The sequence below is a fragment of the Paraburkholderia sp. BR14374 genome (assembly GCF_040948685.1).
Classification (GTDB): Bacteria; Pseudomonadota; Gammaproteobacteria; order Burkholderiales; family Burkholderiaceae; genus Paraburkholderia; species Paraburkholderia youngii.
The window spans coordinates 1-21,024 of sequence record NZ_JBFPKF010000019.1; the positions used below are offsets into that span (position 1 = coordinate 1).

18 protein-coding genes and 1 pseudogene are annotated in these 21,024 nt (G+C 64.8%); 7 read left to right on the top strand and 12 right to left on the bottom strand.

Going from position 1 to position 21,024, the window contains the following annotated elements; genetic code table 11:
• Nucleotides 1-167: 167 nt before the first annotated feature.
• Nucleotides 168-647 (bottom strand): winged helix-turn-helix transcriptional regulator, encoded by a 480-nt coding sequence (locus AB3X86_RS30520; RefSeq protein WP_368598827.1) that lies wholly within the window; start codon nucleotides 645-647, stop codon nucleotides 168-170.
• Nucleotides 648-723: 76 nt separating this feature from the next.
• Here AB3X86_RS30520 and AB3X86_RS30525 point away from each other — a divergent pair, with 76 nt between their 5' ends.
• Entirely contained in the window at nucleotides 724-924 is a 201-nt protein-coding gene (locus AB3X86_RS30525) for a 4-oxalocrotonate tautomerase family protein (protein WP_368598828.1), read from the top strand.
• A gap of 197 nt (nucleotides 925-1,121) precedes the next feature.
• On the opposite strand, the gene AB3X86_RS30530 is transcribed toward AB3X86_RS30525, so the two are convergent.
• The gene (locus AB3X86_RS30530; protein WP_368598911.1) at nucleotides 1,122-2,228 is read right to left on the bottom strand and encodes an alpha/beta fold hydrolase; all 1,107 of its coding nucleotides are present in this window, start codon (nucleotides 2,226-2,228) and stop codon (nucleotides 1,122-1,124) included.
• A gap of 470 nt (nucleotides 2,229-2,698) precedes the next feature.
• On the opposite strand from AB3X86_RS30530, the gene glgC reads away from it, so the two are divergent.
• The 5 genes from glgC to AB3X86_RS30555 all read left to right on the top strand — a co-directional run bounded on the left by glgC (nucleotide 2,699) and on the right by AB3X86_RS30555 (nucleotide 8,892).
• Nucleotides 2,699-3,964, top strand: a complete 1,266-nt coding sequence (gene glgC / locus AB3X86_RS30535; protein ID WP_176378046.1) for a glucose-1-phosphate adenylyltransferase — start codon at nucleotides 2,699-2,701, stop codon at nucleotides 3,962-3,964.
• 137 nt (nucleotides 3,965-4,101) lie between these two features.
• Nucleotides 4,102-5,562, top strand: a complete 1,461-nt coding sequence (glgA, locus tag AB3X86_RS30540) for a glycogen synthase GlgA (RefSeq protein WP_368598829.1) — start codon at nucleotides 4,102-4,104, stop codon at nucleotides 5,560-5,562.
• A 265-nt stretch (nucleotides 5,563-5,827) separates the two neighbouring features.
• Nucleotides 5,828-6,694 carry a pyridoxal kinase PdxY gene (pdxY, locus tag AB3X86_RS30545; RefSeq protein WP_368598830.1) on the top strand — a complete coding sequence of 289 codons (867 nt, stop codon included), beginning with the start codon at nucleotides 5,828-5,830 and terminating at the stop codon, nucleotides 6,692-6,694.
• A gap of 157 nt (nucleotides 6,695-6,851) precedes the next feature.
• Nucleotides 6,852-7,313: a hypothetical protein gene (locus AB3X86_RS30550; protein WP_176108976.1), complete on the top strand. Its 462-nt coding sequence runs from the start codon at nucleotides 6,852-6,854 to the stop codon at nucleotides 7,311-7,313.
• A 427-nt stretch (nucleotides 7,314-7,740) separates the two neighbouring features.
• Nucleotides 7,741-8,892, top strand: coding sequence for a branched-chain amino acid ABC transporter substrate-binding protein (locus AB3X86_RS30555; RefSeq protein ID WP_176378048.1), 1,152 nt, complete (start codon nucleotides 7,741-7,743; stop codon nucleotides 8,890-8,892).
• A 58-nt stretch (nucleotides 8,893-8,950) separates the two neighbouring features.
• Here the strand turns inward: AB3X86_RS30555 and AB3X86_RS30560 are convergent, their stop codons facing one another.
• Together AB3X86_RS30560 and AB3X86_RS30565 are read right to left on the bottom strand one after the other, a co-directional pair.
• Entirely contained in the window at nucleotides 8,951-10,897 is a 1,947-nt protein-coding gene (locus AB3X86_RS30560; RefSeq protein ID WP_368598831.1) for a DUF3857 domain-containing transglutaminase family protein, read from the bottom strand.
• Nucleotides 10,898-10,979: 82 nt separating this feature from the next.
• Nucleotides 10,980-11,642 (bottom strand): hypothetical protein, encoded by a 663-nt coding sequence (locus AB3X86_RS30565; RefSeq protein ID WP_176108979.1) that lies wholly within the window; start codon nucleotides 11,640-11,642, stop codon nucleotides 10,980-10,982.
• A 341-nt stretch (nucleotides 11,643-11,983) separates the two neighbouring features.
• Between AB3X86_RS30565 and AB3X86_RS30570 the strand changes: the two genes are divergently transcribed.
• Complete coding sequence (locus AB3X86_RS30570) at nucleotides 11,984-12,118, top strand: hypothetical protein (protein ID WP_368598832.1); 135 nt, start codon at nucleotides 11,984-11,986, stop codon at nucleotides 12,116-12,118.
• Nucleotides 12,119-12,364: 246 nt separating this feature from the next.
• Here AB3X86_RS30570 and hutG read toward each other — a convergent pair whose 3' ends face one another.
• The 8 genes and pseudogenes from hutG to AB3X86_RS30610 form a co-directional block, all read right to left on the bottom strand.
• Nucleotides 12,365-13,177: an N-formylglutamate deformylase gene (gene hutG, locus AB3X86_RS30575; RefSeq protein WP_176120098.1), complete on the bottom strand. Its 813-nt coding sequence runs from the start codon at nucleotides 13,175-13,177 to the stop codon at nucleotides 12,365-12,367.
• A gap of 50 nt (nucleotides 13,178-13,227) precedes the next feature.
• Nucleotides 13,228-14,613: a formimidoylglutamate deiminase gene (locus tag AB3X86_RS30580; protein ID WP_368598833.1), complete on the bottom strand. Its 1,386-nt coding sequence runs from the start codon at nucleotides 14,611-14,613 to the stop codon at nucleotides 13,228-13,230.
• Nucleotides 14,614-14,633: 20 nt separating this feature from the next.
• Nucleotides 14,634-15,863, bottom strand: a complete 1,230-nt coding sequence (gene hutI / locus AB3X86_RS30585) for an imidazolonepropionase (protein ID WP_368598834.1) — start codon at nucleotides 15,861-15,863, stop codon at nucleotides 14,634-14,636.
• 84 nt (nucleotides 15,864-15,947) lie between these two features.
• Complete coding sequence (locus AB3X86_RS30590) at nucleotides 15,948-16,574, bottom strand: HutD family protein (RefSeq protein WP_368598835.1); 627 nt, start codon at nucleotides 16,572-16,574, stop codon at nucleotides 15,948-15,950.
• Between the two features lie 29 nt (nucleotides 16,575-16,603).
• Nucleotides 16,604-18,292 (bottom strand): urocanate hydratase, encoded by a 1,689-nt coding sequence (gene hutU, locus AB3X86_RS30595; protein WP_368598836.1) that lies wholly within the window; start codon nucleotides 18,290-18,292, stop codon nucleotides 16,604-16,606.
• Between the two features lie 91 nt (nucleotides 18,293-18,383).
• Nucleotides 18,384-19,079 carry a histidine utilization repressor gene (gene hutC, locus AB3X86_RS30600; RefSeq protein WP_176108985.1) on the bottom strand — a complete coding sequence of 232 codons (696 nt, stop codon included), beginning with the start codon at nucleotides 19,077-19,079 and terminating at the stop codon, nucleotides 18,384-18,386.
• A gap of 25 nt (nucleotides 19,080-19,104) precedes the next feature.
• Nucleotides 19,105-20,625 (bottom strand): histidine ammonia-lyase, encoded by a 1,521-nt coding sequence (gene hutH, locus AB3X86_RS30605; RefSeq protein ID WP_176365713.1) that lies wholly within the window; start codon nucleotides 20,623-20,625, stop codon nucleotides 19,105-19,107.
• Between the two features lie 273 nt (nucleotides 20,626-20,898).
• A pseudogene (locus tag AB3X86_RS30610) lies at nucleotides 20,899-21,009 on the bottom strand (LysR family transcriptional regulator); the annotation flags it as partial.
• Nucleotides 21,010-21,024 lie beyond the last annotated feature (15 nt).

Consider the following 21,024-nt stretch of genomic DNA (forward strand, 5'->3'; position numbering starts at 1 on the left):
CTGGAAGCAGCGTCACCTGCTTGCGATCTTCGCCTTCTATGAATCGCTTCATCCGGTCACCCATGCTGAATGAGTTAATCCAGTCTAGGCGATCAACGCGTTTTCACACAAGCTCGACCCGAAGCGGACCATGGGCGTTGCGGAAAGCGGCCGTTCGAAGAGCATGGCTAGGAGCATATTTTCAACGTGATATCCGCCCCGGCAACGATGCGTCCGTTATCTGTCGCAAACGCATTTCTAACCGTCTGACCCGTAGCCCGCTCGACTAAAGAGACCCGCTTGCTCGATGACTGCAGATATGTTTGCCCCCAGTCCAATAGCATCAGCAACACTGGGCCAAGGCTCTCGCCCCTTTCTGTAAGAACGTATTCGTTACGTTCTCGCTCGCCCGGCTCTCGATACGGCCGTGCAAGCAAAATGCCGGAATTCGTCAATAGTTCCAGCCGACTGCTCAGGGCATGTTTTGAAGCGCCTATGTCTTCACGTATCTCCTCGAAGCGCGTCACTCCATAAAACGCTTCGCGAAGAATCAACAAGACCCAGCGATCGCCGACTAGGCTGGCCGCATGCGCAAGACCGCACTCGTTTATTGCAACGAGTGGGCGATTTCGTTTTCTCTCGGTGTTTCGCGATATTTGCTTTGACACAGGTTGCCTCGCAATGTTAGCGTGAGTCTGATTTTCAGACTCAGATGGATCTTAAACAACTTTTCTGGAGTGGTGTATGCCTTTTGTTCACGTGCAGACGATCGACGGCATTCTCTCGGATGACCAGAAGGCCGAGATGCTCAGGAGAATCACTGATTTGATGGTCGAAATTGAAGGGCGCGGTGATCCATCGTTTCGTTCTTCTGTGTGGGTGAGGATCGATGAACAGCGCCGTCTCATTGGAGCATTGGAGGAACAATTCCAACGCCTGAAATGATCGCTTTAAAATTTCCTCGGGTCGGTTAGGCGACTATTCTCGCTCTGGCTCGATTGTCCGTAGATGGCCGACTACAGCCTGTCCGCCAGCGTCCTTCCTGGAAATCCGCGAAAAACCATAAAGTAGCTGCCAGGAAGTTCCGCCTGGCGATGTAGGACGCAGGAGTACGGTAGCGGGACAACAACCCGGTTGGACGCTCAACGATCGGTCTGTACCGCCGCGAGTCCATCGAGCAGCGCCTTATGAAACGCGTCCGGATCTTGCATCTGCGGCGCGTGCCCAAGCTCTGCGAACTCGACGAGCGTCGCATGCGGAATCGCCTTCGCGGCCGCGCGGCCCAGTTCAGGATAATGGCCGAGCTTCTCTCGCACCTCGGGCGGCGCCGCATCCTTGCCGATCGCAGTGGTGTCCTTCTGACCGATCAACAGCAACGTCGGCATGCTGAGCTGCCCCAATTCATAAAAAACCGGCTGCGTGTAAATCATGTCATCCAGCAGCGCGGAATTCCACGCGACGATCTGCTTACCCGGCCCGCGATACATGCCCGCGAGCATCTGCACCCACGGCTCATAGTCCGCGCGCCATTGCCCCGCGTAATAAGTCGCCTGTTCGTAGCGGCGAATACCGTCGGCGCTGGTCTTCAGCTCACGCTGATACCACTGGTCGACCGATAGCGACGGCACGCCCTTCGCCTTCCAGTCCTCGAGTCCAATCGGGTTCACCAGCACCAGCTGCTGCGTTTCACGCGGATACATCAGCGCATAGCGAACCGCGAGCATGCCGCCCGTCGAATGGCCGACCACCGTCACGTAGCTGATGCCGAGCGACTCGAGCAGCGCATGCGTATTGCGCGCGAGCTGCTGGAAGCTGTACTGGTAATGCTCGGGCTTGCTCGATTTGCAAAACCCGATCTGATCCGGTGCGATCACGCGATAGCCGGCGCCACTCAGCCGGCGAATCGTCGTATCCCATGTTGCAGAACAGAAATTCTTTCCATGCAGCAACACCACGGTGCGGCCGTTCGCATGCGCGGGCTTCACGTCCATGTAGGCCATCTGCAAAGGCACCCCCTGCGACGTGAATTCGAAGCGCTCGACCGGCGCCGGATAGCTGAAGCCCTGCAGTTCCGGACCGTAGGCCGGGCTGGAATCGTCGAGTGAAGACGCGGCCGCGGCGCTCGCGGCGCCCGGGCTCTCCTCGCTCGCCCGCGTGGCGGCCACGGCAACAGACGCCGCGCCCAGCACGGCACAGGCGCAGACACTCGACAGGGCAAGCAGGAATGGATGGCGAAGATTCATCGGCATGGTCTGGAAGAAACGCAACAGGGATGCACGAGGCGTGAAGCGCACGATTCTACGATGCACCGCCGAACTCTGGCGCCAGTCGCGCAGCGCGGACACGGCGCGCGGCAGCACCGACGTGGCATGCATATTGCGCCCGACACGCTCGAGCATCGTCCGGACACGACCTCGTGGCCAATGTGCTGCGCCGCACCGAAAAATGCGCCATAGCAGGCGATCGTTACGGGATGGTCGGCCACGCGGCCCCCGCAACAAACATTTATTCACCCGAGTCCAATCGGTGCTAGAACTGACAAACCGACTCGCGAAAACAGGCAGCAAAGAACGGCAATGCGGTACGACTGCCAGGCAGCCCAAATCATCAGCGGAGAGGACGCGGCCAGATCATTCCGGGGGTATACCAATCAGGCAACCATCTTGCATGAGGTCGGCGTGAGTGCTGAAGGGCTCGCGCCGATCGACAGGAGACAAATATGAATACTCCGGCACGGCTGAACGACTTACAGCGCACTACTCTAGCGATCGTCCTCGCCGGCGGGCGCGGCACCCGGCTCGGGCCGCTGACGAACAAGCGTGTGAAGCCGGCGGTGCACTTCGGCGGCAAATACCGGATCATCGACTTTGCGCTTTCCAATTGCCTGAATTCCGGCATCCGACGCATCGCGGTGGTCACACAGTACAAGGCGCATTCGCTGCTGCGGCATCTCCAGCGCGGCTGGAGCTTCCTGCGCGGCGAGATGGGCGAGTTCATCGATCTGTGGCCCGCGCAGCAGCGCGTCGAAGGCGCGCACTGGTATCGCGGCACCGCCGACGCGGTGTTCCAGAACCTCGACATCATCCGCTCGATCCGTCCGAAGTATGTGGTCGTGCTCGCGGGCGACCACATCTACAAGATGGACTACACGCGCATGATCGCCGATCACGCGGACAGCGGCGCCGACTGCACGGTCGGCTGCATCGAGGTGCCGCGCATGGACGCGGTCGCGTTCGGCGTGATGGCGGTCGACGAAAACCGCCGCGTGACCGGCTTCGTCGAAAAACCGGCCGACCCGCCCGCGATACCCGGCCGTCCCGACACGGCGCTCGCGAGCATGGGCATCTACGTGTTCAACGCCGACTACCTGTACAAGCAGCTTGAAGAGAACATCGCCGCGATCGATACCGACCACGACTTCGGCAAGGACATCCTGCCGCGCGTGGTCACCCAGGGCGTGGCGATCGCGCATCCGTTCAGCATGTCGTGTGTGTCGTCGGACCCGAGCGTCGAGCCGTACTGGCGCGACGTCGGCACGATCGACGCGTACTGGGCCGCGAACCTCGACCTCGCCTCGACGATCCCGACCCTCGACCTGTACGACGAGTCGTGGCCGATCTGGACGTACCAGGAGCAGTTGCCGCCCGCGAAGTTCGTACGCGACATGAAGGGGCTGCAGGGTTCGGGCAACAACCTGCTCGTCTGCGGCGGCTGCGTGATCTCGGGCTCGCAGATTTCGCGCTCGGTGCTGTCGTCGAACGTGAAAGTGAGTTCGTTCTGTAATATCAATGAGGCAGTCTTGCTGCCGCAGGTCACGGTCGGCGCGAGTTGCCGCCTGCAGAAGGTGGTGATCGACCGCGGCTGCACGATTCCGGAAGGCACCGTGATCGGCGAAGACCCGGCGCGCGACGCCGAGCGCTTCTATCGCACCGACGATGGCGTCGTGCTGGTCACGCAGGAAGCGCTGCGCAAGCATCCGAAGTAGCGCGCCCGCCGCATGCATGCACCGGCGGCCACGGCGCCGCCGGCCATGCCTTTCCTCGCTTCATCCGGCTTCACCCGCGACACCGCTGACCTTTTACCAACCCGAGCAACCCTGCCAACCCGACAGAGACCCGGCCTATGACGATTCGCGCCCTGCACGTCGCAAGCGAGCTGTATCCCCTTCTCAAAACGGGCGGTCTCGCCGACGTCGCGGGCGCGCTGCCGTCCGCGCTGATCGAGCGCGGCGCCGACGTGCGCGTGCTGCTGCCCGGCTTTCCGGCGGTACTCGCCGGCTTGCACGATCTTCAGCCGCTCGCGCAACTGGGCAACCGCTTCGGCGCGCCGAACGTGACGCTCGAACGCGGCACGCTGCCCACCAACGGGCTCGCGGTCTACGTGATCCGGGCCGCGTCGCTGTACGACCGCCCCGGCAACCCGTATCTGAACGACGAACACGTGCCGTACGGCGACAACGCGCAGCGTTTCGCGCTGCTCGGCTGGGTCGCCGCCCAACTCGCGCAGCAAATGGACCCGACGTGGTCGCCGCAGATCGTCCACGCGCACGATTGGCACGCTGGGCTCGCGCCTGCCTACCTGAAAGCCGCCGAACGCGAGCACGGCCGCGCGCCGGCGCACAGCGTGTTCACGATCCACAACCTCGCGTACCAAGGGATCTTTCCCGCGCATCAGTTCGGCCTGCTCGGCCTGCCGCACGATTTCTTCAACATGCACGGCGTCGAATTCTACGGACAGCTGTCGTTCCTGAAGGCGGGGCTCTATTACGCCGACCGCATCACGACCGTCAGCCCGAACTATGCGCGCGAAATCCAGACGCTCGCGCACGGCGGCGGGCTCGATGCGCTGCTGCGCCATCGCGCGCACGATCTGAGCGGGATTCTGAACGGCGTCGACTACACGGTGTGGAATCCCGCCAGCGATACCCTGCTCGCAACGCGCTTCAGCTCGTCGCGGCTGGCCGGCAAGCTCGCCTGCAAGGAAGCGCTGCAAAAGCGCTTCGGCCTCGCGCAACGAAGCGACGCGCTGCTGTTCGGCGTGGTGAGCCGGCTGACCGAACAGAAAGGCCTCGATCTGCTGCTCGGCGCGGTGCCCGAGATCGTCAAGCGCGGAGGCCAACTGGTCGTATTCGGCACCGGCGATCCGGCGCTCGAGAATGGCCTGAGGATGGTCGCGCAGGCGCATCCCGAATCGGTCGCGGTCGAACTCGGTTTCGACGAAGCGCTCGCGCATACGATCATCGCCGGCAGCGACGTGGTCGCGGTGCCGTCACGCTTCGAGCCGTGCGGGCTCACGCAACTCTATGCACTCGCCTACGGGTCGCTGCCGCTCGTGCACAGCGTCGGCGGTCTCGCCGATACGGTCGCCGACGCATCGCTCGAAAACCTCGCCGACGATCTCGCCACCGGCTTCGTGTTCGACCGCTTCGATCCGACCGGACTCGCCGCAGCGATCCGCCGCGCATTTGCGCTGTACGGACGCCGCACCGAATGGAAAGCCGCGCAGCGGCGCGCAATGCGCCAGGACTTCGGCTGGGGCGCCTCGGCCGACCGCTATCTGGCTTTGTATCGCGAACTCGTCTGAAGCATCGGGCATGGGGGAAACTGTCAGATTTCGTTAATGTTCAGGCGCGTTTGATGGTTTGGCGCAACAGCACGGGGACGGATCAACTCGCGGCGGTCAAACTCCTGTATCGTTTGCTGACTTGCCGGCTATGCAGTTTGTGCGTTTTTCCTGCACCATCTGTATCAGGCATGTCTGCCGCGCGGCGCCGGGGCCATCTGCCCGCCCGCGCGAGACTCCCTTCCCGCTTTGTTGATCGCGCATGACCGGTTGCGCGAGCCTTACCATGACGAAAAACGTTCTGAGCATCCAGTCCCATGTCGTGTTCGGTCACGCCGGCAACAGCGCGGCCGTGTTTCCGATGTGCCGGCTCGGCGTCAACGTGTGGCCGCTGAATACGGTGCAGCTATCGAATCACACGCAATACGGGCACTGGAGCGGCAGCGCGATCGACGCATCGAAGATGGAAGATCTCGTCGACAGCATCGGCGCGATCGGCATGCTGCCGCGCTGCGACGCGGTGCTCTCCGGCTATCTCGGCACGACGGAACAGGCGCAGGCGGTGATCGACATCGTCAAGGCCGTGAAGGCGGCCAATCCCCGCGCCTGGTACTTTTGCGATCCGGTGATGGGCGCCATGGGCGGCTACAAGGTCGATCCCGGCATCCAGGAATTCCTCGTCAACGAAATGCCGCAGGTCGCCGACGGGATCGCGCCGAATCACATCGAATTGCAGCGCCTCGTCGGCCGCGAGATCGAGACGCTCGAGGAAGCCGTCACCGCGTGCCGCGAGGTGCTCGCGCGAGGGCCGAAGCTCGTGCTCGTCAAGCATCTGCTCGATCGCAACAGTCCCGCCGACCGCTTCAACATGCTCGTCGTCAGCGAACGCGAAGCGTGGATGGGACAGCGCCCGCTCTATCCGTTCGCGCGCCAGCCGGTCGGCGTCGGCGATCTGACGAGCGCGGTCTTCGTCGCGCGCACGCTGCTTGGCGATTCGATCCGCTCGGCCTTCGAGCACACGCTCGCCGCGGTCAACGCGGTGGTCAAGGCGACCTGGCAGGCCGGGCGCTATGAACTCGAACTCGTGGCGATGCAAAATGAAATCGCCCAGCCGCGCGAGTGGTTCGATGCGTGGGTTGCGGAGACGGCTTAGGTCGAGCTCAGGTCACTGACGGGAGTCACCCGTTGCTGGACGCCGCCACCAGCGTCGCGCCAGCAGCCGTCCTATAATGCGTGCCGCGTGGAACGGGGCTTGCGCCCGCATTCCACGGGATTTTTCAGCATTCCGCATTCAGCAGACGAGGCATTCGATGGACGGTCATATCCGCAGCGAGCGGGAAGAATTTTTTGAGCAGTTGTGCATCAGCGTCGACGCGGACGAAGCGCACGAACAGGAAGCGATCGAGTACTTCGAGAACCAGTTCGACCAGCCCGACTTCGATCCCGCGCAATGGCTCGATATCGCGCTGTACTACTCGCCTGCCGTCGCGCGCGGCATCGTCGAGATGGTGACGGCCGACGACAAGGCACGCAGCAACATCGCCGAAATCATCGCCGACAATCTCGACATCTCATACGGCGAGGACGAGTGCCAGCAATTCGCCGAAACGATCGAATTCGCACTGAACAACGGCGTGCCGGTCGATCTGGACGTGGTGCTCGACGGCTGCCAGCGCGCAATCGACGATCTCGACACGTGGGCCGACGAAGACACGAAGGCGCCGCTCCTGCGTCTGCGTGAGGAATTGCTGCGTCAGCAAGGCGAGCGCTAGGCGAAAGGCTCGAATCTCTCCGCGCCAACGCTAACTCCGCAACACCGCAACACCGGCCGGCGCGCTCGCGCCGGTTTCTTAAGCGTATGCCGCAATCCGCAGCCGCAGCGGAACTTCTCGCGGCCAGCCAGCCTGGATGCCTCACGCACGCTCCTTGTGGACGTGATGCGCACACGGCCCGCTATGCCGAAATGCTCATCCAAAACGCCACGAATTGCCAAGACGACGGCAATTTGGCTTTCTATATTCGCCCCAGATTGACCCGCGAACACGCTGCGAAGCGCAACGCCACTGCGTGTATTCCAGCATTGTGAGCGGCGACCGATCCTTCGTAGCCTTGCGATGCGCGAGGGCTTGCCTCGGCCTCACGTGTCGTACCGCTTTCGTCGCACCGCTTTCATAACAACCGTCGATGCAAGGAGAGACCATGAGTCTTCGCAACACGCTGAAACCGCTGGCCATGCTCGTGGGTGCGATGTTTGCCGTCGCGCCTGTTGCCAGTTTCGCCGACGACCTACCGGTCAAGATCGGTTTTGCCGCGCCGCTGACGGGCGCCAATGCCGGCTACGGCAAGGATCTGGAAAACGGTGTGCGGCTCGCGATCGACGAGGCCAACGCGCAGAAGATCAAGATCGGCGACAAGGTCGCACACTTCGAGATCGTCTCGCAGGACGACCAGGCCGACCCCCGCGTCGGCGTGCAGGCCGCGCAGAAGCTGGTCGACTCGGGCGTCGCGGTGGTGGTCGGCCACTTCAACTCGGGCACGACGATCCCGGCCTCGCAGGTCTACGAGCAGGCCGGCATTCCGGTGCTCGATCCCGCCGCGACGAATCCGATCATCACGGGCCGCGGCTTCGCGAACACCTTCATGGTGATTTCGACCGATGCGCAGAACGCCGGGAACGCAGGGATTTATGCGGTCGAGGTAACGAAGGCCAAGCGCATCGCGATCATCGACGATCGCACCGCGTTCGGCCAGGGCGAAGCCGACGAGTTCGAGAAGGCCGTGAAGGCGCACGGCGGCACGATCGTCGCGCGCGACTACACCGACAACCACGCGGTCGACTTCAGCACGCAGATCACCAAGTTCAAGGGCGCCAATGCGGACCTCGTGTTCTTCGCCGGCCTCGACAGCCAGGCGGCGGGCTTCGCGCGGCGCATGAAGCAGCTCGGCCTGAACGCGCAACTGGTCGGCGGCGGCGGCGTGATGGACGAAGACTTCATCAAGCTCGCGGGCGATGCGTCCGACGGCGCGATGGCCTGGGAATACGGCCGCCCGCTCGCGCAACTGCCGGGTGGCAAGGACTTCAACGCGAAGTTCAAGAAGCGCTTCGGCGCGGATGTGCTGTCGTATGCGCCGTTCGGTTATGACGGCGCATGGGTCGCGATCAAGGCGATGCAGCAGGCAAAATCCGACTCGCCGAACGTGTACCGCCCGGTGCTCAAGTCGATCGACTACGACGGCGTGACCGGCAAGATCTCGTTCGACAATACCGGCGCGTTGAAGAGCGGCGCCTCGACGCTGTATCAGGTGAAGAACGGCGCATGGGTGCCGGTCGTCACGAAGAGCGGCACCTGAGTTCGCCGTCCAGTGAATCGTAGCGGCCCTGCCCGGCTTACGGCCGGCGCGGGGCGCGCTACTGCGTCGCGGCCGCCGCCCTGACGATCACCTCGGCATCCAGATCGCGCTCGATGCGCACGAGGTCGTCGCGAATCGCCGCGAACTCGTTAGCCGTACACATCTGGTGGCCGAACGCGGCGCGCAGATGCCGGTTGACCTGCAACGTGCGCGTCGCCGCATCGAACACGTAGCGCGACGCAAACGAGAGCAACGGGTCCTCGACCGTGCTGTCGGTCGGCAGGTCCGTCACGCGCACGAAGCGCGGCAAACTCATTTCCAGCGTTTCATCGAACTCCCCGCCGATGCATGCCCACGGCTGCGTTCTGACGGGTTCCGCGAGCCACGCCTCGACCTGTGAGTTCATGCCGCCGGCGAGACTCGTCAGCGCCGGCACGGCGGTCGTGCCGTCTGGCCAGATCAGATGCGGCACGCTGCCCTGCATCGACGTCGCGAACGGTCCGCCGGTCACGGCGACGTCGTCGGTCTGCAACTGCGCGGTGCCATGCAAGCCCGTTTTCAGCAGACGGCTCGCGGCAATCTGCTGCGCGCCCTCGCGCGTCGCGCGTCGGAACGTGTTGCGTTCGATCTCCGCAGGATAGCCCCGGTCTTCGACGCGGTACGCGTAATGCGCGGTGCCGTTTTCATCGATGTCGATCTGCACGCGCGCGTTGCGTTCGTGCCGTTGAGTGGCGGGCGTGCGCGCGAGCACGCCGGCGTCGACGAGCAGCACCGGCCGGTCCATCACGCCGCCAGGCAGATAGCCGAACGCGGTGCCGCCCGCCGTCGTGTCCGCGAATTGCGCCAACTCGGGAATCCAGATGATCGCGTGATTGATCGCGCTCGCGCCGTAGCCCAGCACCTCGGGCAACGTGTAGTACGGGCCGAGATTCAGCAGCACCGGCTCGCTGCGAATGCCGACCGCCGCGAGCAACGCACCGTATAGCGCGACGTGGTCCTTGCAGTCGCCATAACGGTTGCGCAGGATATCGGCCGCCTTGTGCGGAATCGCCGCCGTCTCGCCGAGGAAAAGCGCGACGTAGCGGATATTCAGACGCATCCAGTCGTATAACACGCGGGCTTTGTCGCGCGGATCGCTGAGGCCGGCCGTCAGTTGCTGAGCAAGACTGACGATCGCGGGATCGTCGCGGGTCGCGTCGTTGTCGGCGGGACCGCGATAGCGCGCGGCGAAGCTCGCGAAGTCCGGCACCGTCGACACCATCAGCCGGTCGCCCCAGTTCGCATAGCCAACCGCGCCCGCTTCGACGCGCGGATACGGGCCGTGCCGATAGTCGAACTCGTAGCGGGTGCGGCCATTCGCGGTGACGGGCGGCACCGCGACGTAGCCGCGCGCGTCAGCGTAGAGCGGCACGTCGGCGGGCAGATCGAAGATCAGACGCTGCTCGTCGACGGGTTCGAGCGACGGCTCGACCAGATAACCGAAAGTGCCCGCCTGCAGCGGCTTCGCGCGGGTCTTGCGAAACGCCAGATGCACGCGCGAGCCGCTCGTGACGCCGGGGAAGATCACGGTGCGCAACACTCCGTCCTCGAAGCTCGGCGCACCGGACGAACGCGGCTCCTGCACGTCGCGGATCGCCTCGGGACCGACGGCATGCGCGGTGCCGTCGGGGTCGATCGTTTCGGCGGCCAGCAGTTGCACCTGCTCGATGTCCTTGTTGAACCACACGTAGCGTTGCGCGATTGCGTCGACACCGCTGGCCGTGTCCGCGCGCATCACCGTGTCGTCGTGTTCCTCGATGGAGCCGTCTTTCTGGATCACGAACAAATGGACGTCACGCTCGATCGTCGCAGGGGCGCGCTCGTTGGGGGAGGTAGCGATTTCGGCGGCGCTCGCGCGAAGGGGGAAAGCGATGCCGCTCGCGGCAGTTAGCGCCGCAAGCAGCGCCGCGGCGCGCACGCACCGCGCGAGCGACGCGTGCGCCAACCTGACGACGATGTTCCCCAAGATCCACCTCGGCAAGATTCGTGTCGTCGTTGTAGCACATCGCCGGCCCGCGCGTTTCGGACCGGGCCGCCGTCAGTCGCGATCACTCGCCGTCGTCGAGCTGGCTCAGCAGCGCCTGCAGTTTTTCCACGTGCCGCAGCAGCATGTGCCGGTGCTTGTCGATCTGTTCGAGCCGGCCCTCGAGATCGGCCTGAATGCGGTCGTCGAGTTCGGCCGCGGCCATCACGTCCTCGACCTTCGCACGCATCGACGCGAGTTCGACCGGCGCATGCAGCAGATGCCGCTCGAAGCGCCGCACTTCCTGCGTCGCGACATCGCGTACCTTGCGAAAATGCACATGCCGGCGGTGCGCTTCGACATCGAGCGTTTCTTCCTCGACGCGACGCGCGGGCCCCGGTTGTCCAAAAATCGGCTCGGGCCGCAGCACCGTCTTCTTGCGCACCGGATGCGCGGTGCCGCGAAAGCGCGCGAGCGGCTGTTCGTTGTCGATCGCCTCGCGCGCATTCGGCGGAATCTCGTGACCGCTGTGCGGCACGTTCATCCAGCCGCCCGGCAAACCAGTGACCGCCTCGACGCCGCGCACGAATTCCTCGCTGAATTCGCGTTGGCCGGACAGCATCAGCTTCAGGTAGCTCGCGGAAAACGTCATCATGCGCGCGAGCCGGGTCGCGGCGCCAACCTCGCTGGTCAGCAACACCAGGTTCGCGCGCCAGACTGGCAGCAGCAATTCGTCGGAATCTTCCATCGCTGGGTCTTCCATCTTTTCGCCTGATGAATCGATGACCGCGTCGCGCAGGTCATCGTTTTGAAAGGGTAGTCGTCTCGCGGTGTCGCGTGCAATGCAGCTATGCCGCCCTGCGTGCGGTGGGGCCCAGATGCCGAAGGTACACGCATGACATGGTACGCACCGGCCAATTCAGCGCAAAGCGCGCTAAAACAGGGCTTTCAACACATCGCGTGTTGCATTGACACACGTATTTGCGCACCGTTCCTATTCGCGGGCGCTCGATGTGGCATCCTTACACGCCGATGCGGCACGGGTCGTGCTGCATGGGTCGCTCCACAACATTGACTTAAGGTTTTGTAATGAAGAAAATCGTTCTCGCCATCGCCGCAGCCGTCGCCACCCTGAGCGCGATCGCTCCCGCTCAAGCTTATGAACGTCACCACGAGTGCCATAAGGTGAAGGTTCATCATCATTGGGAAAAGCGCTGCCACTAATGGCGGTGAGACCGTGTCCAACGGACGCGGTGCACATAAAAAGCCCCGCTTTCGCGGGGCTTTTTTTCATGGCGCGCCGCATCGTGAACCAACCGGCGCACGATACGCAGTGCGCGATCGACGCCCAAACCATTCCATATGATCGCGCCGATATGCAATCACGGACACATGCTGTTACACCTTCGCGATCCGCTAACCGATGCACGCCGACGCCGTCCTCGAGGCACCCGTCGGGTCACCTCGACGTCAGGCTGCTTTCACGCGAGCGAGAGCCGTCGTCACCAGCGCTTCGAGCAACGGCGCGACCTTCGCGGCGAGATCTTCATCGTATGCATAAGGCAAGCGCTCTTCCATATAAGTGATCTGCGACAGTTCGAGTTGCACCGCATGCACGCCCTGCTCCGGCTGACCATATTGGCGCGTGATATAGCCGCCCTTGAAGCGGCCATTCGCGACCGCCGTATAGCCACCGTGGCGCTCGACCAGCGCGGCCAGTTCGTCGCCTAGTCCCGGCGCCGCGCTCGCACCGTTCGACGTGCCGAAGTTGAAGTCCGGCAGACGTCCGTCGAAAAATCGCGGCACGCGCGAGCGGATCGAATGCGCTTCCCACAGCAGCACTTTGCCGTGCTTCGCCTTCAGCGCCGCGATCTCGCCGGTGAGCGCGTCGTGATACGGCTTCCAGTACGCGTCGCGCCGGCGCGCGACTTCGGCGTCGTCGGGCAGATGGCCGTCGCGATAGAGCGGTTCCTTGTCGAACGTATCGACCGGCAAGAGACCCGTGGTGTCCTGCCCCGGGTACAGGTTCGCGCCGTCGGGCGGACGGTTGAGGTCGATCACGTAGCGCGCGTAGGTCGGCGTCAGGAACGACGCGCCGAGAACCTTCGCGAATGCGTACAGCCGATCGAGATGCCAGTCGCAATCGTCGGTGCGTTGCGCGACCGGCGTCATCGTCGCGGCGATGTCGGCGGGGATTTGCGTGCCCAGATGCGGGATCGAGATCAGCAGCGGCAGGCTTCCCTGATGCAGCGAGAAAACCGGCGTGAGGTTCGAAGCAGTCATGTCAGTCCGGAATCAGTGGGATCGGAGAATCGGTTCGGCGCTCATCGCCGTTATTTGAGCAGTTCCGCGAGCGCCGCGCGATAGCGCGCATATGCGCGCTCTTCGTCGCGATGCCGGCGATCGTCGACGACCTTGATGCCGCCCGCATAGACGTCGCGGATCGGCGTATCGCCGTGCTCGCAGAATACAACGCCCGACAGCCACGCTTCTCGCTCGTGCTCCGCGATGCTCGAATGAGCGGCGTCGAGCACGAGCCAGTCCGCGCGATGGCCGGGCTGCAACGCGCCGACCGCGCGGCCGGTCGCGCGCGCGCCGCCGTCGAGCGCGGCCGCATACAGGCGATCCGCGACATGCGGAGCCTGCGCCGACGCCAGCACGTTGCGCTGCCGGCGCGTCAGACGCTGGCCGTATTCGAGCAGACGCAACTCGGCGCGCCAGTCGACGCCGATATGGCTATCCGAGCCGACGCCGATGCGGCCGTGCGCGTCCAGATAGTCGTGCGCGGGGAAAATGCCGTCGCCAAGATTGGCCTCGGTGGTCAGACACAGACCCGCGACCGCGCCGCTTTTCGCGAGCGCGAGCGTTTCATGCGGATCGACATGGGTCGCGTGCACGAGACACCAGCGGCTATCCACCTCGAAACGATCGAGCAGCCATTGCACCGGCCGCGCGCCTTCGGTTTCGAGGCACGCGTCCACCTCGGCGGTTTGCTCGGCGATATGGATATGCACGGGCGCGCTCGCATCGATGCCGCCAAGCAGCGCGCGCAACGATGCCTCCGATACCGCGCGCAGCGAATGCGGCGCCACACCGTAACGCAGTGCCGCATGTTCGGGGCGCGCGGCGCGCAGCGTGCCGAGCAGATCGAGCAGGCTCTCCGGCGTATTGATGAAGCGCCGTTGATCCTCGCGCGGCGCGCGCGCGCCGAATCCGCTGTACTGATACAGCACCGGCAGCATCGTGATGCCGATCCCGCTCGCCGCCGCCGCATCGACCACGCGCTCAGCAAGCTCGGCCTGATTCGCGTAGCGCTGGCCGTCCTGCGCGTGATGCACGTAGTGGAACTCGCACACCGACGTATAGCCCGCCTTCAGCATTTCGATGTAGAGCCACTGCGCGACGCTCGCGAGGCCTTCCGGCGTGATGCGCGCGGCGAAGCGATACATCAGGTCGCGCCAGGACCAGAAGTTATCGGTCGCGTTGGCGCGATATTCGGTGAGCCCCGCCATCGCGCGCTGAAACGCGTGCGAGTGAAGGTTGGGCATGCCAGGTATCAGCGGGCCAGCCGCTTTCGGCACACCGGCCGGCGCTTCGGGTCGATCCGGCGTGACGGCGCTCAGCGTGCCGCGCGCGTCCCATTCGAGCAGCACGTTGCGGCGCCAGCCCTCAGGCAGATACGCGTTGGCGGCGAACAGCGATTGATTGGATTGCGTCATCTGTCAGGTTCCGGTTCGGTTCAGGTCACACTCGACCCGCGCCGCGTATAAACGGTTTCGCCCGCGCGCACGACGCGCGCGCACAGCGGCCGGCCAATCCAGTAAGCGAGCTCGGCCAGCGAATCGACCGACCACACCGCGAAGTCGGCTGCGCGACCCACCTGCAGCGCGCCGTGCTCTCCGGCTTTGCCGAGCGCGCGCGCCGCATGCGTGGTCACGCCCTGCAGCACCTCGGGCACGGTCATGCGAAACAGCGTGCTCGCCATGTTCATCATCAGCAGCAACGAAGTCGCCGGCGACGTGCCCGGGTTGCTGTCGGTCGAGATCGCGATCGGCACCTCGTAGCGCCGCAGCAGTTCGAGCGGCGGCAACTGCGTCTCGCGGATGAAGTAGTACGCGCCCGGCAGCAGCACCGCGACGGTGCCCGCTTCCTTCATCGCGGCGACGCCGGCTTCGTCGAGAAACTCCAGGTGGTCCGCCGACAGCGCGCGGTGCCGCGCCGCGAGCGCGGCGCCGCCGCCGTTCGACAACTGCTCGGCGTGCATTTTGACCGGCAGCTTGTAGCGCGCGGCTGCGTTGAACACTCGCTCGCTTTGCGCCAGCGAAAAACCGATGCGCTCGCAAAACACGTCAACCGCATCGACGAGGCCTTCGTCCGCTAACGCGGGCAGCATCGTGTTGCAGACTTCGTCGATATACGCGTCGGCGCGGCCCGCGAATTCGGGCGGCAGCGCGTGCGCGCCGAGAAACGTCGTATAGACCGTGACCGGATAGCGCTCGCCGAGTTGTCTCGCGACGCGCAGCATCTTGCGCTCGCTCGCGAGATCGAGACCGTAGCCCGATTTGATTTCGATCGCCGTCACGCCTTCGGCGAGCAGCGGTTCGAGCCGCGCCGCCGCCTGCGTGAACAGCGACGCTTCGTCCGCCGCGCGCGTCGAGCGCACCGTCGATACGATCCCGCCGCCCTGTCGCGCGATTTCTTCGTAGCTGACGCCTGCTAGCCGCTGTGCGAATTCGTCGGCGCGCTGGCCGCCATACACGAGGTGCGTATGGCAATCGATCAGGCCCGGCGTCACCCACGCGCCGCGCAGATCTTCGCGCGGCCATCCGGCGAATTGCGCGGGTAACTCGGCGAACCCGCCGAGCCAGGCGATGCGGCCGTCTTCGACCGCGATCGCGGCATCGGCGTGCGTGTGGCGAGGATCGCCCTGCGGGCACAAATTCAGGTGATGCCAGACGGTTTGCTTCATCGCGTGCTCTTTGCCGCTCGTTGCGTGTCTGTGGATGGGTTGGCCGTGATGCAGCGCATGCAAAGCCCGATCATGATTGAATCGTCATCGCGTGTAGCGGATCGTGATTGCGAGCACCGCGCCGTCGCCCGTTAGCGTGCATGCGAGCGCGTTCGGCCCGTCGACGCGCAACGTATCGCCGGTGTCGAGCCGCACGGCTTGCGCGTGGTCCGCCGCCAGCGCGACCGTGACCGCGCCGCCCGCGCAAAACAGCAGCGCCACGTCGCCGTCGAGCACGCGCGGCGCGTCCTGCTTCGCGCCGGCACGCCACACGTCCAGCTCGCCCTGCGCCACGTCGCGCCGCACCATCAGGTTGAAGTCGCGCGTCGCGCCAGCGACGAGACGCGCGTCGATGCGCGTCTCGCCGTCAAAGCGCGCGACGTCGAGCGGCTGCCGCAACACATGCGTCGCGACGACGCCCGCGTCGCCGAGTTCATCGAGCAGCATGCCGGCGCCAGACAGCAGCACGAGCGTCCGGTCGACGCCGTCGAAGCGCGAGAACGGCCCGGCCTGCGCGACATCGGCGACGCTCACACGCCACACGAAGTCGGCGCCCGCGCCCTGCCCACCGACCGGCGACGGAAACGCCGCGACTTCGCGCGTAACGCCGCCGCCGTTTTTCCACGGCGCCGCCACGAGCTCGGCGCCGCGAATCAGCGTGACGCTTGCCATGTCGCCCGCGTGGTCGGCCCGGGTCACGATCAGCGGCCCAGCATCGGCAGATTGAGACCCGCCTCGCGTGCGGTCTGCTGCGCGAGTTCATAGCCCGCATCCGCGTGACGCATCACGCCGGTGGCCGGATCGTTCAGCAGCACACGGCCGAGGCGCTGGTGCGCGGCTTCGGTGCCGTCCGCGACGATCACGACGCCCGAGTGCTGCGAGAAGCCCATGCCGACGCCGCCGCCGTGATGCAGCGACACCCACGACGCGCCGCCCGCGGTATTGAGCAGCGCGTTCAGCAACGGCCAGTCGCTGACCGCGTCCGAGCCGTCCTTCATCGATTCGGTTTCGCGGTTCGGGCTCGCGACCGAACCGGTGTCGAGATGATCGCGGCCGATCACGATCGGCGCCTTCAGCTCGCCGTTCCTGACCATTTCGTTGAACGCCTGGCCGAGACGATAGCGATCCTTCACGCCGACCCAGCAGATCCGCGCCGGCAGACCCTGGAACGCGATGCGTTCGCGCGCCATGTCGAGCCAGTTGTGCAGATGCGGATCGTCGGGGATCAGCTCCTTGACCTTCGCATCGGTCTTGTAGATGTCCTCGGGGTCTCCGGACAGCGCGACCCAGCGGAACGGGCCCTTGCCTTCGCAGAACAGCGGGCGGATATACGCCGGCACGAAACCGGGGAAATCGAACGCGTTTTCCACGCCCATTTCGAGCGCCATCTGACGGATGTTGTTGCCGTAGTCGAGCGTGGCCGCGCCGCGTTCCTGCAGCGTCAGCATCGCCTGCACTTGCCTCGCCATCGACTGTTTGGCCGGCGTGACGATGCTGTCCGGCGCGGTCTTCTGACGCTCGCGCCAGTCTTCCACCGTCCAGCCCTGCGGCAGGTAGCCGTGGATCGGATCGTGCGCGCTGGTCTGGTCGGTCACGCAATCCGGCGTGATGCCGCGCGCGACGCACTCGGCGAACACGTCGGCGGCATTGCCGAGCAGGCCGACCGAGATCGGCTTGCCGGCCTTCTTCGCTTCGTCGAGCATCGCGAGCGCTTCATCGAGCGTCTTCGCTTTCCTGTCGACGTAGCGCGTCTTCAGACGGAAGTCGATGCGCGTCTCGTCGCATTCCACCGCGATCATCGAGAAACCCGCCATCGTCGCCGCGAGCGGCTGCGCGCCGCCCATGCCGCCGAGGCCGCCGGTCAGAATCCAGCGGCCCGCAGGCTCCCCTTCGAAGTGCTGGTTCGCGACCGCGAAGAAGGTCTCGTAGGTGCCCTGCACGATGCCTTGGCTGCCGATATAGATCCAGCTGCCCGCGGTCATCTGGCCGTACATCATCAGGCCCTTGCGGTCGAGTTCGTGGAAGTGTTCCCAGGTCGCCCAATGCGGCACGAGATTCGAATTCGCGAGCAGCACGCGCGGCGCGTCCGCATGGGTGCGAAACACGCCGACCGGCTTGCCCGATTGAATCAGCAGCGTTTCGTCTTCGTTCAGGTCCTTCAGCGACGCGAGGATCTGGTCGAAGCAATCCCAGTTGCGCGCGGCGCGGCCGATGCCGCCGTACACGACGAGCGCGTGCGGGTGCTCGGCGACCTCGGGGTCCAGATTGTTCTGGATCATCCGGTACGCGGCTTCCGCGATCCAGGTCTTGCAGGTCTTTTCCGCGCCGCGCGGTGCGCGGATCGTGCGAGTCGGATCAAGACGCGGATCGATGTGTTTCGGATTGTTCATGGTGTCCCTCGGAATGCGTGACGATGTTCGATAAAGATTCGGCGAAGACGAAAAAGCGCGAAAAAGCGCGAGAAGGCGCGAAAAAGCGAATTCAGAAATGCCCAGTGAAGCGGTAACGGGTGCCCGGATGCCACAGATTCGCGATCGAGGCGACCTCGCCTTGCGACCATGTACGCCGGTGCAGCACCAGACACGGCTCGCGTTCACTCATGTTCAACAGCTCGCGCGTGATGTCGTCGGCGGCGAGCGCCTCGATGCGGTACTCGACGCGCTGCAGCGGCGCGACGCGCACGAGGTACTGGTTCGGCGTGGTGTTCGTGAAGTCCTGCAGCCCGTATTCGGGCGCGACGGCCGGATTGACCCAGCGTTCCTCCAACTGCACCGGCTCGTCGTTTTCGAAATGCAGCAGACGCGAATGAAACACGGGGCTGCCCGCGCTCACCTGCATCTCTTCGGCGAGCGCCGCATCGGCGATGCTGGCGCCGATGTTCAGCACCTTCGCCTGATAGCGGTGACCGCGCGCGACGATCTCATCGGAGATGCTGCGGATCGCCACCAGGGTCGACTCGTACTTGGGCCGGGCGACGAACGTGCCCGAGCCTTGTACGCGTGTGAGCACCTGCTCCGAGGTCAGCTCGCGCAACGCGCGGTTGACCGTCATGCGCGCGACGCTGAACTCGCGCGCAAGCTCGTTCTCGGAGGGCACCTGGTCGCCTTCGGCCCACTCGCCCGCATGAATGCGCGCGAGGATGAAGTCCTTGATGCCCTGATAAGCGGGTGCGTTCATTGTCGTGATCCGCGCTCTCGACGACTCATTGTTCCGACACGAACGAGAACGGGCTCAGCTTCGCGACCGCGCCGGCTTGCACGAGCTTCGTGACCGCCGCGATATCCGGTGCGAAGTAGTGATCGAGCTCGTAGTGCGCGACGTCCTTGCGCACGAGGTCCATCACCTTCTGCAAGCTCGGGCTGGTCTTGTGCGGCGCGCGCAGATCGACGCCCTGGGCGGCGGCGAGCAATTCGATCGACAGGATGTTCGCGGTGTTCTCGGCGATATCGCCGAGCTTGCGTGCGGCGAACGTCGCCATCGACACATGGTCTTCCTGGTTCGCCGATGTCGGCAGCGAATCGACGGAGGCCGGATGCGCGAGCGTCTTGTTCTCCGACGCGAGCGCGGCAGCCGTCACGTGCGCGATCATGAAGCCGGAGTTCACGCCGCCATCCTTGACGAGGAACGGCGGCAGGCCCGACAGCGTCGCGTCGATCAGGAGCGCGATGCGGCGCTCGGCGAGCGCGCCGATTTCCGCCGCGGCGAGCGCGAGGTTGTCCGCCGCGAACGCGACCGGCTCGGCGTGGAAGTTGCCGCCCGACAGCACTTCGCCGGTGTCCGGGAAAATCAGCGGATTGTCGGAAACCGCGTTCGCTTCCCTCAGCAGCGTTTCGGCGGCCTGACGCATCTGGTCGAGACATGCGCCCATCACCTGCGGCTGGCAGCGCAGGCTGTACGGGTCCTGCACCTTGTCGCAATCGGCGTGCGACACGTTGATCGCCGAGCCTTGCAGCAGCGACCGATATGCGGCCGCCGCGTCGATCTGGCCTTGATGGCCGCGCAGTTCGTGGATGCGCGCATCGAACGGCTTGACAGAGCCCATCGCCGCATCGACCGACAGCGCGCCGGCGACGAGCGCGGTGCGGAACAGGTCTTCGATCGCGAACATGTTGTAGAGCGCGAGCGCGGCCGACGCCTGGGTGCCGTTCAGCAGCGCGAGACCTTCCTTCGCTTGCAGCGTGAGCGGCTTCAGGCCGACGAGCGCGAGGCCTTCGGTGGCCGGCATGCGCTCGCCCTTCGCGAACACTTCGCCGACGCCGAGCAGGATCGCCGACATATGCGCGAGCGGCGCGAGGTCGCCCGATGCGCCGACCGAACCCTTGACCGGGATCACCGGCAGCACGTCGGCGTTGAACAGCGCGATCAGCGCTTCCATCACTTCACGGCGGATGCCCGAGTGGCCGCGGCCGAGGCTCGAGAGCTTCAGCGCCATCAGCAGACGCACGACCGGGCGCGACATCGGCTCGCCGACGCCGACGGCGTGCGACAGCACCAGATTGCGTTGCAGCAATTCGAGCTGATCCCGCGGAATGTGGGTGCTGGCGAGGCGGCCAAAGCCCGTGTTGATGCCATAAGCCGGCTCGCCCTTGGCGGTGATGTCGGCGACGGCCTGCGCACACGCGTCGATGGCGGCGTGGCTCGCGGGATCGAGTTGCAGGGTGACCTGCTCGCGTGCGATCTGGCGCAGTTGCGGGAGGGTCAGGTAGCCGGGCTTCAGAATCATGGTTGTCGTCCTGTCTATACAAGTTCAAATAAGTCTAGCCCGCGGGCCTTGTATATACAACTTCTTTTTCGAGATTCCGTGCCTGGGGATTTCCATTATTTGCCGCAGGATTCCGCGCAAGATCGGCAGGTTTGGCCGCGCGTCGGCATGCGGCGGATGCAGGACCCATGGGTCGGCGCGGGCTCTGCGGCTTAAACCACAGTTGTATATACACCTTTGCGGCGCGGCTCGGCCGATATCTGAGTTATAGGAGAGAAGGCGCCGCGACGCGGATCAGAGCTCGACCCGCGCCGCGATGAAATCGAGGAAGCACTGCACGCGCCCCGCGAGCGATGCGCTCTGGTAGTACACCGCATGCACGGGTTGCCGTTCGTCGACGAGCATCACGGTGACGAACAC